Below are 12917 nucleotides of genomic sequence, written 5' to 3'. Positions count from 1 at the left end.
AAGTGGGCCTTTTGTCGTGGTGATCCCTGAAGCCGGGGATTGGTCACGCGCGTGAAGGCGGGCCACACCTCACCCACCTGGAAGGATATCCCATGACCACAAGCTTTGCCCCTCTCACCGTCGCGATCGGCGATCTTGTCGCCCACCCCGCCAATGTGCGCAGCAACGCGCCGGAAACCTATGATCCCGAGAACATCGCGCATCTGAAGGCCAGTATCTCAGTGCTGGGCCTGCTCCAGCCGCTTCTCGTCCAGAAGCTTGACGGCAAATATGCTGTCCTCGCCGGTGGCCGGCGCCATGCAGCCCTGAAGGAGCTGATCGCCGATAAGGCCGCCAAGGGGTTCACCGCGAAAACCAAGGTCGACTGCCGCCTTGTCCCTGAGGAGAGCGACGTCACCACGGCGCTGTCGCTCGCCGAGAACATCACCCAGGCGCCGATGAATGCCATCGACGAGTTCGAGGCTTTCGCGCGGATGATGGAGGTCGACGGCCAGACGCCCGAGACCATCGCAAAGACCTTTGGCACCACGGTGGCGGCCGTGAAAGGCCGGTTGCGCTATGGCCTTATCCACCCCGACATCCGCGCCGCAGCCCGGGCCAAGGTGATCACGCTCGACACGATGAAAGCCTTTGCCGAGCATCCGAGCCAGGAGGCGCAGCGCGAGGTCTTCGAGGCGCTCACGAAGGACGGCGGCTATCTGCAGGCCTACACCGTCCGTCAGGCGCTCAAATCCCGCGGGGTGCAGGTCAGCGACGATCTCGGGGCCTTCGTGCGCGCGGACTACGAGGCCCGCGGCGGCGCCGTCGCGGCTGACCTTCTGGAAGAGCATTCCGTGCTTGAGGATGCGGCGCTGGTCGAGACCATCCTGCTCGAGAAGCTCGGTGCCGCTGCCGAAGAGGCCCGCATGAGGCTGGGCTTTGCCTGGGCCGATGCGATGGTCCGCTATGATTACGCGACCATGGCCGACTACGGCCGCGTCTATCCCGGCCCGATTGAGCCCGACGAGACCGCCCAGAAGCGCATCGATGAGATCACCGCAGAGCTCGAGAAATTGCAGCTCGAGATGGAGGATGAGGATCTCGAGGACGGTGCCTACAACGCCCTTTACGACCGTGTCGACGCTCTGGAAGAGGAAGCCCGCGACCTGCAGGAGGCCTACAGCGCAGAGGATCTCGCCCGTGCAGGCGTGATCGCGTCGTGGCAGGGCGGTCAGGTGACGCTCCATGTGGGCCTCGTGCGCCCCGAGGACACCGTCAAAGAGGAGGGCGCGCGCGGCTCCTCGGCCAACCCGACCGGGGAGGAGGCCCCGGACCCGGGCGAAATCACTTATCCAGCCTCACTGGCCGAGGATCTCAAGACCGAGCGGGCCATGGCCCTTGGCGCCGCGATGGCGCTGTATCCCGAGGCCACGCTCGATATGACGCTCTTTAAGCTGGTGAGCGACGTTCTGGCCAGCGGCATGAGTGTCACGCAGGCGATCAAGATCGATGCCCGCAAGGAATACCGCAACCACGCCAAGATGGACGAGATCGACGAGACCTCGCTTGAGCAGGTGGCGGCGGCGCATGATATGCTTGACCTCTCCTGGCTCGATGACAGCCGCCGGCCCGCCGATCAGTTCGCGGCGTTTCGCGCGCTGGAGGCAGGCGAGAAGGCCAAGCTCGTCGCCTATGCCACGGCCAGCACCACGCAGTCCTGCTTCGCGCGGGACCGCCAGCGCGACAGCCTGATGCATGCGTTCGAGATCGAGATCATGCCCGACATCCGCGCCCACTGGACGCCGAATGCGGCGCTCTTCAACCGCTTCAAGAAGGCTTGGCTCCTGAAGATCCTCGGCGAGGATCTGGGTCTCGCCCAGGAGGCGGTGACGCTGGCCTCGTCGAGCAAGAAGGAGATCGTCGCCTTTTGTGACAAGCTCTTCGCCGAGCCCTTCGCCACGCTCACGGATACACAGCGCGCTGCCGTGGCCGCCTGGTGCCCGCCGATGATGCAGACCGCCGGTGTCGCCTGTGATGAGGCGGAGCCCACTGCGGAAAATCCCGAGCCTGAGAGCGAGGTCGCGCAAGCGGCCTGAGCCATCACGCGACCCGCGCGAGGCATGCCCCGCGCGGGTCGACCCTTCCAAACCGAACAGAAAGACATCCCCATGGCTATTCTCAAGTTCTCTGCGTCCGCTGTTGCGGCGCAGATCGCCCATGCACGCGCCTGCAAAACCTTCCTGCCCAACTGGAACGGGCCCGTGGACAGGCCCGCCCTGATCCTCATCGTCGGCAATGGCGTGCATCTGCGCTCAAACGGCATCGATGGCACGACCACCCGTATCGTCACCACCGAGCAGGCCGATCCGTCCTTTGCTTTCGCCGATGGCATGAACCCGTTTCGGGACACCGACTGGATGGCGCAGCGCCGCATGGCGTTTCGCGATCTGACCGGCCAGTTCTACACCGACATCCTGGATGACGTGCAGGTGCTCATCGACCGGGGGCGGGGTGCGATCCGGCTCGCCACCGATGGCCACAGCATCCGCGTCTTCGTGCGCCGGGCCTCGGACTATCTCATCGGCGGGACCTACGAGGTGCCCTCGGGCCTCGGCGGCACCTTCCGGGTCATTCTCAAGGATGCCTGCGACACCTTCGCGATCGTGCAGAACTGCGGCAATTGCGAGGATTTCGACGCCATGCAGCCCTACCGCGTGCCGCTCGATGCGCTGATGGAACTCGATGATCGGAGGGTTGCCTGATGGGTTGGCTCTTCTACACCGACGGCCGCGTCCAGACCTACGCGGATGAGAAAGCGGAGATTGCTCGGCTGTGCACCTTCGAGGGCGAAAGGCGCAAGACGGAACTGGTCAAGGCATGCAAGGTCGGCTCCACCTGGTATGCGGCGGCAAGGGTCACCAATCTCGACGGCACCCCAGTCGAAGACACGACCTATGTCACCCATGCAGATGGCTCCATCACTTTCGGGGCTGTCTTCCTCACCCGATACGATGACGGCTGCTGGGGCTACAAGGACATGGAGGAAAGCGCTGGCCCGCACGAGTCTCGTGCTCCCCTTGGGCTGATCGCGCTTCTCTCCGACCTGAAAGACCCGGACAGCTACGCCCAGCACTGGCGTCAGCGCTGCCGGGATTGGGCTGCGATCCCGGACTACGAGGAAGGCGACAAGATCAGGCTCGCCACCCCTGTGACGCTCACCGATGGTAGCGCCTGCCAGATCGTCACCGCGACGCACTACAAGCGGGGGCGGCAAAAACGCCGCTGCTACCGCATCGAGGAAACTGGTGGGCTCGTACGCCTGTCGAAGGCCTCGCTTGCGGGCTCGGAGCTGCTCAGCTCCGCGAAAGGTGCGGCTAGCCCGGTGCTGGCGGAGTTCCTGGCGGGGCGAAATTAGGTCCTGCGCCGAACGGTTCATTGACCTGCCCGGCGACAGCAGATGCTGCGGCTTGTCTTGACAAGGCAATGCAAATGCATTACCTATCGCGGGCAGCAAAGAACCTTTTCTTCAGGAGACTGCCATGACAGCCCTCGCACAAGATGTCTCGAAACTCACGGATCGGTATCAGACGACCGTGCCGGCGGGTGTGCGCAAACAGCTCAAGCTGGGCAAGGGCGACCAGATTCGTTACTGCACCGAGCCGAGTGGCAGGGTCTATATCGAGCCCGTGCGCAGCGACGAGGAAGATCCCGTGCTCGGAGCCTTTCTCGATTTTGTCGAGGCAGATATCAAGGCGCATCCGGACCGCATTCGGGCGTTCGATGGGGCTTTGCATGACCGTCTTGCAGCACTGGTCGGAGACGTTGACGTCGATCTCGATGCGCCGCTATCGCTCGAGGATGAATGAGCGGCGATAGCGTGCCCGCCCAAGCGCCGCTTGTCGTAAACGGATGGTCGATTTATGCGCATCCGCTCTTTCTGGATCAGCTCGAAGGGCTGATTGAAGAGGTCGAGGCGCGTAAGGCACGCGATCCTAAGACCTGGCGCAAGAAAAACCCGACGAAACGGCTGGCCGCCATCTTCAAGCTGGTCACCGAGGCCATACCGGCAGATCCGGGTGCCGCCGCCTTCCGGCAAGGCGGCACACTCGGCGATCACCGCAAGCACTGGTTCCGGGCGAAATTCTTCCAGCAGTATCGGCTGTTCTATCGGTTCAACAGCGATGCGAAGGTCATCGTGGTGGCCTGGGTGAACGACGACAAGACCCTGCGCGCCTACGGCAGCAAGACGGATGCCTATGCGACGTTCAAAGGGATGTTGGAAGATGGCAATCCACCTGACAATTTCGACGCGCTCTTGAAAGAAGCTGCAGCGGCGGGCAAGCGGTTCGAAACTTCCCTTGAAGCGGTGCCCGATCGGTAAGTGGGCCAGCTTGCTGTGACCCTTTGGCATTATCGTTTACGACGCCCCGCTGGAAGATGTAGCATCGGCTGATAATACGGTCGGAGAAAGCACAATGGACGAAACGGAAAAGGATAGGCAGCACCTCGGGCTAGAGGAGCAATGCGCGCCTGACCTGACGGGGCACCGTTTCCCAATTGCTGTGCACGTTGCAGACATGCCCGATGACCTCGGCAAGCTGCTGGATATCGGGCTCGAGGAGCATTTCCGTGGCGGCTGATGTCAATTCGTATGACGCGTGGTTTCGCGCGAAGGTGCAGGCCGCGCTGGAGGAGGAATGCACGGGAACATCTCAAGTTCAGGTGATGCAGGCCGCACAGGCATTGATTGATGCGAAACGGGAGGTCGAACCCAAGTCCTGACCAAGCCTTGGAGGTCAGCGCGGTCTGACCCCCGTCACCTTGAAAAGCGAAAGCGGGCTTTTTGTCCTTTGGAACTCAGACCCTGATCCAAAGGAAAATCCCCATGTCCAAACCCAGAACGGCCAACCCGGCTCTCGCAATCTCCGAAGCCGATCTCGCCTCTGCGCTAGCGCTTATCGGCACAGAGATCCACCACCAGCCCCTGCGCAGTTCAGCGCTCGCGCGTATCATGCGCGAGACGTTCCATGGCAGCGATGCCGGCGGTGCCTGGGACTGGCGCATGGCATATGACCTGATGCAGGCCGCGGCTGTCCAAGTGTTGCTGCGTGGGAACGGCGTGCCAGATGACATCGCCGCTGCAAAGCTGCTTGCCTCGCGGCTGCTGACGGAAACCCGCCGGTCAGAGCAGCAGATCCGGCTGCAGCAGTTTTCCACGCCGTTGCCTTTCGCGGCAATGGTCGTGCGGGCGGCAGCCGTTCGCAAGGGCGAGACCGTGCTGGAGCCCTCGGCTGGCACTGGTGCTCTGGCTGCTTTCGCCGCCCGGGCCGGTGCCACCCTTGTGCTCAACGAGATCGACCCCTTTCGCCAGCGCCTCCTGCGCGCGGTTTTCGGCGGCGAGGTGACGGGCCATGACGGCGAGCATATCGACGATCTGCTGCAGTCGCCGGTTCTACCCGACGTCGTGGTGATGAACCCGCCCTTCACCTCCTCGGTCGACCGCTCCCGAGACAAGCACATCGCCGCCAAACATCTCATTGCGGCTGCAAAGCGCTTGGCACCCGGCGGGCGGCTGGTGGCGATCATGCCGCCGGGATTCACGCCCGAACGCGATGCCGCGCATTGGTCCCGCGCCTGCGGTCTCCTGACGCCACGCTTCGCGCTGACGATGCCGGGGCAGGTCTACCGCAAGCTCGGCACCTCTGTCGAAACCCAGCTGATGGTCTTCGACAAGGTGCAGGAGGATGGGGAGATGATCCGCGCTATTGTGTGCGATCTGGATGAGGCCCTTCCTTTTGTCGACTCCGTGGCCGCGACCCGGACCAAGATGCGCCACGTACAACAGGCGGCAGCGGTTACTACTGCGCGACCGACCGTTGCACCCTCTGCCCCGCGCAAGACCGCCGCTGCGCCTGTTGCCGCCTCCAAACCCCGGGCCAATGCCGTCCGTCCGCTCAGCTTCACAAGCTTTGAGACCCCTCGCGACAACACGCCGGTCTCGGACATCTATGCGCGTTACCGGCCGCAGCGGATCGCGATTGCGGGTGCGCAGGAACATCCCACGCCGCTCGTTGAAAGCATCGCCATGGCCTCGGTTGCCCCGCCCATGCCCTCAAACACGGGCAGTGATGACTTGCGCCTGCCCGCCCGGTTGATCGAGGAGGGACATCTCTCCGAGGCGCAGCTGGAAACCATCATCATGGCGCATGACGCCCATGGGCGCGACCTGCCGGGTCGGTTCGCGATCGATGACGACCAGACCAAGCTGACGCGCGCCGATGATGACCCGGATGCACGAGCCTATCGCCTTGGCTATTTCCTCGGCGACGGCACCGGTTGCGGCAAGGGCCGCGAATGCGCGGGGCTCATTCTCGTGAACTGGCTGGCCGGTCGCAGAAAGGCGATCTGGGTCTCCAAATCCGCCACGCTCATCGAGGACGCCATCCGCGACTGGACCGATCTCGGCGGCTCGCCAGCCGACATCCAGCCGCTCTCAAAATGGAAACCGGACCAGCCCGTCCCGATGGGCGACGGTATCCTGTTCGTCACCTACGCCACGCTGCGGTCCGCGGGCAAATGCGGCACCACGCGACTGAGCCAGATCCTCGACTGGATGGGCGCAGACTTTGAAGGCGTCCTCGCTTTTGATGAGGCCCATGCCATGCAGAACGCGGCAGGGTCCGAGCAGGGCAGGGGGGTCAAACCCTCCCAGCAGGGCCTTGCTGGCCTGCGGCTGCAACTGGCAGCACCCCACGCTCGCGTCTTCTACATCTCGGCCACGGGCGCCACGAGCGTGCACAACCTGGCCTATGCCGCGCGGCTGGGGCTCTGGGGGCAGGGCCCCGAATACCCCTTTCCGAGCCGCGAGAGTTTCGTCTCGGCGATGGAAGCCGGCGGTGTCGCTGCCATGGAGGTGGTCGCGCGTGATCTCAAGACACTCGGCCTCTACACGGCGCGCGCCCTCAGCTTTGATGGCGTGGAATACGATGTGCTCGAACACGCGCTCACCCCGGCCCAGATCGAGATCTACGACGCATACGCGACTTCGTTTCGGACGATTCATCACAATCTCGAGGCCGCGCTGACAGCGACCGGCGTCAACGACGCCTCGGTAGAGACTAATGCCTCGGCCGCACGCGCCTCGGCCAAGTCCCGCTTCGAGAGCACGAAGCAGCGCTTCTTCAATCATCTGCTGATGGGCATGAAGGCCCCGACCATCATCCGCGCCATCGCGGACGATCTGGCGGCGGGCAAGGCTTGCGTCATCCAGGTTGTCTCTACAGGCGAAAGCCTGTTGAAGCGTCGGCTTGAGACGATGGACCCGGAGGATGAACTCGTCGAGGGTGCCTTGACGCCGCGTGACTACGTGCTGGGCTACCTCGAACAGGCCTTCCCGATCCATGCGCAAAAGCTGGTCGAGATCGACGGCAATATGGTAGTGGAACCTTTACGGGATGAGACCGGGGCGCTCGTTGTCTCGCGCGAGGCGCTCGCTTTGCGTGACGCGGCCATGATGGAGTTGATGACGCTCGCCCCGATCCCCTCGGCGCTCGATCAGATCCTCTGGGCTTTTGGCGACGAGGCCGTCGCAGAGGTCACCGGGCGCTCCATCCGCCCTTTGAAGGCCGAGGATGGTCATCTTTTCATCGAGAAGCGCGCCGCCAGCAGCAATTCGTCGGAGACCCAAGCCTTCATGGACGGCGAAAAGGATGTCCTGATCTTCTCCGATGCGGGTGGCACCGGTCGATCCTACCATGCGGCGCAAACGGCGAAGAACCAGAAACGGCGTCGGCACTACCTGTTGGAGCCCGGCTGGCGCGCGGATGCGGCCATCCAGGGGCTGGGCCGCACGCATCGCTCTGCCCAGGTCAACGCGCCGTTCTTCCGGGTCTGCACCTCGGATGTGCATGGCGAAAAGCGTTTCACCTCGACGATAGCCAAACGCCTCGACCAGCTTGGGGCCTTGACCAAGGGTCAGCGCGAGACCGGCTCGCAGGGCATGTTCCGGGAGGAGGACAATCTCGAAAGCCCGATCGCGCGGGCGGCGCTGCGTGGGTATTTCGCCGATCTTGCCGCCGGGCGCGCTGAAGCGATGAGCTACGAGAGCTTCACCGACTGGACAGCCCTGCGGCTGATCGACAAGGACGGGGTGCTCCTTGAGGAGCTGCCGCCGATCCAGCGGTTTCTCAACCGGGTGCTTGCGCTGCCCATCCACATGCAGAACGCGCTCTTTGCCGAGTTCATGAGGCGGATTGCCGATCAGTCTGAGCGCGCGCGCGCGGCGGGCACGCTCGATCTCGGCGTGGAAACCCTGCGCGGCGAGAAGATAGAACAGGTCTCCACGGAAGATCTCTGGACCTGCCCGAAATCCGGCGCCGTGACGCGGATCATCGGGCTCGAGGTCACGGATCCGGTCCATGTCCTGGGCGCTGAAGAGGCCATATCGCGCAATCCGGACAAGCTGCCGATGGTCAATCGCGCTTCCGGTCGCGCGGCGCTCATCTCGGCGCGGCCCATGCAGATGTATGACGAAGACATTGTCACGCTGATGCGCAAGGTGGTGCGGCCAAACGGGTCGAGCTATCTCGAAGAGGTGCGGTTCGAGTCCTCGGCTTGGGAAGAGATCGACAGGCCCGAGTTTGCAGGACTATGGGATGTCGAGGCTGCGTCCCTGCCAAAAACCACCACGACCAAGCTTTACCTGCTGACCGGGCTCTTGTTGCCGATCTGGAAGGACATTCCGACCACCAATGAGCGCATCTACCGGGTCACGCCGGAGGGGGCGGCCGCCATGATCGGGCGCACGCTGAGCGAGGAAGGTGCGGCCGCGCTGCGCGCCCGCTTCCTCGTCTCCAACCCGCAAACGCCGCAGGAGATGTTGACCGCCGCCCTTGGCACCACCGCGCCACTCGATCTGGGCCGGGGTCTGACCCTGACCCGTCGCCGGGTCGCAGGCGAGATGCGCCTTGAGTTGGGCGGTGCGGATCGGGGCATGATCGACGGCCTCAAGGCGCTCGGCTGCTTCACTGAGATCATCGCCTTCCAATTGCGGGTGTTCCTGCCGCATGGGGACGGGATCGACGCGGGGAGCATTCTGGCCCGGATCGTGGGGCAGCGAGTCGCCAAGGTGGCAGAACAAGCCGCCTGAAAAGTCAAAGAGGGCTTTGGGCCGGGCGTCGCGGATCTGGGTTTCACCGATCTGCGCTTTCCGGCCGCGCGCTGACCAATGCCACGCCCGGCCCCCCAATTACAGACAAGAGGACAGACCCATGACCAATCCCCAGATCGATTATGCCGCAATGGCGGCTCAGTGGCGCGCGGAGCGCGAAACCACCTTGAAGGCATCCCGAACGGAGCTGCTCGCGCAACTACGTGCGCTCGGCATCAGCGAGGTCACTGCCGAATACGAAGGCTATGGCGACTCCGGCAATGTCGAGGATGTGACGGTGCAGCCTGCAGAGGTCAACCTGCCGGAGCCACTTGCCACAGAGGTTGGCGACTTCGCCTGGTCGCTCGCCTATCACCATCACCCGGGGTTCGAGAACAATGAGGGCGGCTATGGCACGCTGACTTGGGACATTGCAGCAGACAGCATCACGCTCGATCACGCGGACCGCTATGTCGAATGCTCGCACAGCTATGACGAGGGTCTTTGAGATGGCCCATCCGCTTCATCATGCCGAAAGCTCCGCCCGGAAATTCGGCGGGGTGCCGTCTGACTATCAGTCCATACATGACTGGTTCGATGCCTCGAAAGAGCACCTCGCGCTCTTTACGCACCGAGCGATGCGTCACCATGCCCAAGGCCTGTATGAGGCCGAACGTGTCTTCGGCCTGTCCCTGACCAATAGCGCAGGTCGGGACATTTCCGTGCGCTGGATCGGCGAGCAGCATATCCGTGAAGACTGCCAGGGCCGCATTCCGAGCATGGCGGACTGGCTGCGACGGATCCAGCCCGAGCCATGGATGGCCAATGGTCATATCGACCGGCATGTCGGCTCCGAGCCCTGCGGCGACCCAAGGGTTGCCTGGGCCTCCGAGGTCGCAGCCGGAAGAACGGTTCTTGGCCTGAAAGATTGGATGGCGGCGCGCGCGACGCAAGCCACGCGAAGCGCCTGACAGGTCTCGGCCGTTTGCCAAACGAATGCTGCATGGAAGCCCGGTTGGACGACCGGGCTTCTTGTGTCGTTTCCCCACCATTCTTCGTAAGGAGGTTCGCATGACACTCGAAGACATCAAGGCGGCCGTCGATGCCGGCCAGACCGTGCATTGGGCCAATACCGGCTACGTTGTCCACAAGGACCCGCTCGGTCAGTACCTCATCACCTATGTGCCGAACGGTAGCTGCATCGGTCTGACCGACCGAGGCGGGCAACGGTTGAACGGAAAAGAGGCGGAGTTCTTCATCGCGCGATCGGAGGACTGCGCGGAAAATCCGGGCAGCCAATCAAGATCAGACGGGCAGGGGAGGGGCGTAGCACCCGGAGGCGCGGGGAGCATTCCCACTCGGACAGCAGCTTTGACCCGTGGGCGGGGCTGAAAGGAAAGCAGGCTTTCTGATTTGTGATCCCTCAAGGGGTCGAGAAAGCAATCCCGGATGCGCTGGCAAAAACGTCAAGCACCGGCCAATCCAAAAGGAACCATCCTATGTTCGCAGGAACCCTCACCCGCAATGTCGAGACCGCAGCCGCTCAGTACACCGGCATGATCCACGGGACGCGCTTTGACATCGCCGTCCAGTTGGAGGCGCGGGCCAAGATGTCCGAACGCAGCCCGGATTTTGACGTGACGGCAGTCAACAAATCAGGCCGCAAGGTGCGCATCGGCACGGCCTGGAACGAGACCGGCAATACCAGCGGCAACCCCTACATCTCGATGCAGATCGATGTCGGCCTCGGCCCGTTCCGGGTCAACGCGGTGCAGACGAAAGAGGCGCGTGCGGCCCAAAGCGGCGCGTTTGAGATCATCCCGCTGGTCTCGAACGGCCTGATGAAATCCGGCTCGATCTCGGGCGAGCTCACCGCCATGGACGCCGACAACGCCTTCACCGGCTACATCGCCAACATGATGTTCGATCTGGAGTTCATGCTGATCGAGAACAGCTACAAGACCGAGGAGACCCACCCCGATTACCGCATCGAGGTCAGCTCGCCCCGGGGCACACCGATCCGCGTCGGCTCGGCCTGGATGGCCAAAAGCAGCCGCACGGGCAATGACTACCTTTCGTTGCTAATCAACACGCCCGATGGCGATCTGCGCGTCAACGCCGTGCAGAACGAAGAACAGCGCGGCGGGCAGACCTTCTCGATCATCCCGTTCATCGACAGCGGTGAGCAGCCGCTGGACGCAGGCGCGGGGCTCTCCTTGGTCGCCTAATCGGCGCGCGGGGGGAGACGATCTGAACCGAAAGGGGAGCCGTGGGATCACGGTTCCCCTTTTTCCATGTCCGTTTGCGTGAAGGACGCCACCCGCTTGCGATCAGGTGCAAATGCGATACAATAATATATTCACGTAATATAGAGGGCGGGCGCGTGGCGGCTAGATCAGGGACGGTTCCATGGTTCGAGAGCTTTGATGTTGAGGCAGAGGTTGCAGAACTCCTTGCTCATATCGAGCGCTGCACTGGATTTTCGCTACCCGCCCGAAAGCGTGAAGTCATCATGACCCATGCAAGGGCGAAGCTCGACAGGACAAGGCAGGCATATCAGGAGGCCAAGGCGGTGGGAAAGTCGGTGTCCACCTCGCGGCGTGCGTATCTGACCGACCTGCAGGACACGATCTTCATGGCGATCCCGGAAGAGAACCTCGCGCTGATGCCGCTAAGCCAACAGGTCCTGAACGACCCTTCATTTTACGCGGACGCCATGCATAGCGCCGCCGCGATCAGCGAGGATGAGCTCTTCATGGCGTTGTCCTCATCGCTGAACGATATGACGGTCCAAGACGCTCGGGCGTTTGTCTCGAAGCTGTGGCACAGCACGATCGATGACAATGCCCGCAAATACGCCGAAGCCCTGAAGCGCCCCGAGCGTGAAATCATGCCGCTGCGACCGGGGAACACTGTGTAAGATCGAAGCGATTCTCCTGGCTTGAGCCGTACCGAGGTTGGCCGCCTCAAACCCCCTTTCTCGGAAGGGGAACCCTGTGCAGCGCGCGAAAGCTGTTGAAGGCGCTGTGGGGACGTCTACTGTCGCGAACATGATGAAACGGGATCACATGCGCGCTTTCTTGCGGCGCGCCGCAACGCTTGCCGCTTTTGTCGCGCTGCTCTGGGCGGTTCAGGTCGTCAATTGGATCGCCGGCTACGGTTTGAACCCGGCCTTCGGCCTGATCCCCAGGCAGCTCGATGGTTTGGATGGCGTTGTCGCCATGCCGCTGATGCACGGAAGCTTCGCGCATCTGATGGCCAATACGCCGCCTCTCCTGGTGATGGGTGGGCTGCTGGTTGCCACGACCACGCGAGCCTTGCTGCCGGTGAACGCAGTGGTGATCGGCCTCGGCGGCGGACTCGTCTGGCTGTTCGGAAGCTCCGCCATCCATATCGGTGCGTCAGGGTTGGTCTTCGGCTGGTTTGGCTTCCTCGTCGCGCGCGGCTTCGTGGATCGCTCCCCGATCACGCTGGGCGCGGCACTACTGGTCGGTGTCCTTTATAGCTCCATTCTCTGGGGCGTTCTTCCGGGCCAACCCGGCGTCTCGTGGGAGGCGCATCTCTTCGGAGCCATCGCGGGCGCTGTCGCTGCATCCCTTGTCCGGACGCATGTCCATGTGCCGCGCCTCGGCGGTGTCGATTTGGACTGAAGCAGTACACCCTACGTTGTCGGCCCATTGCCGACCTTGGGACTTGTTTACCACGCCGCGGCGCAGCTTCACCGAAGCGGTCGTTCGTGCGTCGCGCAGCATTTTCCAACAATCAGGGTCCGCTGTGCGGACTTTGTTGC

13 protein-coding genes and 1 pseudogene are annotated in these 12917 nt (G+C 63.1%); all 14 read left to right on the top strand.

Annotation, left to right across the window (positions count from 1 at the left end; all coding sequences use genetic code 11):
- Window positions 1-92: 92 nt before the first annotated feature.
- The 14 genes and pseudogenes from GGQ68_RS20165 to GGQ68_RS20100 all read left to right on the top strand — a co-directional run bounded on the left by GGQ68_RS20165 (window position 93) and on the right by GGQ68_RS20100 (window position 12777).
- The gene (locus GGQ68_RS20165; protein ID WP_183969208.1) at window positions 93-2075 is read left to right on the top strand and encodes a ParB/RepB/Spo0J family partition protein; all 1983 of its coding nucleotides are present in this window, start codon (window positions 93-95) and stop codon (window positions 2073-2075) included.
- Between the two features lie 72 nt (window positions 2076-2147).
- Window positions 2148-2741, top strand: coding sequence for a regulator (locus GGQ68_RS20160; protein WP_090525080.1), 594 nt, complete (start codon window positions 2148-2150; stop codon window positions 2739-2741).
- Window positions 2741-3394 carry a DUF6927 domain-containing protein gene (locus GGQ68_RS20155; RefSeq protein ID WP_183969206.1) on the top strand — a complete coding sequence of 218 codons (654 nt, stop codon included), beginning with the start codon at window positions 2741-2743 and terminating at the stop codon, window positions 3392-3394. The genes GGQ68_RS20160 and GGQ68_RS20155 overlap by 1 nt, the downstream gene beginning before the upstream one ends.
- A 124-nt stretch (window positions 3395-3518) precedes the next feature.
- Entirely contained in the window at window positions 3519-3845 is a 327-nt protein-coding gene (locus GGQ68_RS20150; RefSeq protein WP_005668772.1) for a type II toxin-antitoxin system PrlF family antitoxin, read from the top strand.
- Window positions 3842-4360: a type II toxin-antitoxin system YhaV family toxin gene (locus GGQ68_RS20145; protein WP_008282927.1), complete on the top strand. Its 519-nt coding sequence runs from the start codon at window positions 3842-3844 to the stop codon at window positions 4358-4360. Before GGQ68_RS20150 ends, GGQ68_RS20145 begins: the two co-directional genes overlap by 4 nt.
- Before the next feature lie 94 nt (window positions 4361-4454).
- Window positions 4455-4619: a hypothetical protein gene (locus tag GGQ68_RS20140; protein ID WP_009820263.1), complete on the top strand. Its 165-nt coding sequence runs from the start codon at window positions 4455-4457 to the stop codon at window positions 4617-4619.
- Window positions 4609-4761 (top strand): antitoxin PaaA2 family protein, encoded by a 153-nt coding sequence (locus tag GGQ68_RS20135; RefSeq protein WP_009820264.1) that lies wholly within the window; start codon window positions 4609-4611, stop codon window positions 4759-4761. The genes GGQ68_RS20140 and GGQ68_RS20135 overlap by 11 nt, the downstream gene beginning before the upstream one ends.
- A 103-nt stretch (window positions 4762-4864) precedes the next feature.
- Entirely contained in the window at window positions 4865-9127 is a 4263-nt protein-coding gene (locus GGQ68_RS20130; RefSeq protein ID WP_183969204.1) for a strawberry notch family protein, read from the top strand.
- 121 nt (window positions 9128-9248) lie between these two features.
- Entirely contained in the window at window positions 9249-9635 is a 387-nt protein-coding gene (locus GGQ68_RS20125; RefSeq protein ID WP_183969202.1) for a DUF6878 family protein, read from the top strand.
- A gap of 1 nt (window position 9636) precedes the next feature.
- On the top strand, window positions 9637-10098 hold the full coding sequence (locus GGQ68_RS20120) for a DUF6915 family protein (protein WP_183969200.1): 462 nt from the start codon (window positions 9637-9639) through the stop codon (window positions 10096-10098).
- Window positions 10099-10198: 100 nt separating this feature from the next.
- A pseudogene (locus tag GGQ68_RS20115) lies at window positions 10199-10502 on the top strand (hypothetical protein).
- A gap of 124 nt (window positions 10503-10626) precedes the next feature.
- The gene (locus tag GGQ68_RS20110) at window positions 10627-11355 is read left to right on the top strand and encodes a DUF736 family protein (protein ID WP_183969196.1); all 729 of its coding nucleotides are present in this window, start codon (window positions 10627-10629) and stop codon (window positions 11353-11355) included.
- A gap of 284 nt (window positions 11356-11639) precedes the next feature.
- Entirely contained in the window at window positions 11640-12047 is a 408-nt protein-coding gene (locus GGQ68_RS20105) for a hypothetical protein (protein ID WP_114284493.1), read from the top strand.
- A gap of 148 nt (window positions 12048-12195) precedes the next feature.
- Window positions 12196-12777: a rhomboid family intramembrane serine protease gene (locus GGQ68_RS20100; RefSeq protein ID WP_183969319.1), complete on the top strand. Its 582-nt coding sequence runs from the start codon at window positions 12196-12198 to the stop codon at window positions 12775-12777.
- Window positions 12778-12917 lie beyond the last annotated feature (140 nt).

It is taken from the genome of Sagittula marina (genome assembly GCF_014196795.1).
Taxonomy (GTDB): Bacteria; Pseudomonadota; Alphaproteobacteria; order Rhodobacterales; family Rhodobacteraceae; genus Sagittula; species Sagittula marina.
Note: the sequence above shows the minus strand (reverse complement) of the source record. Positions and strands in the feature narration are given on the sequence as shown.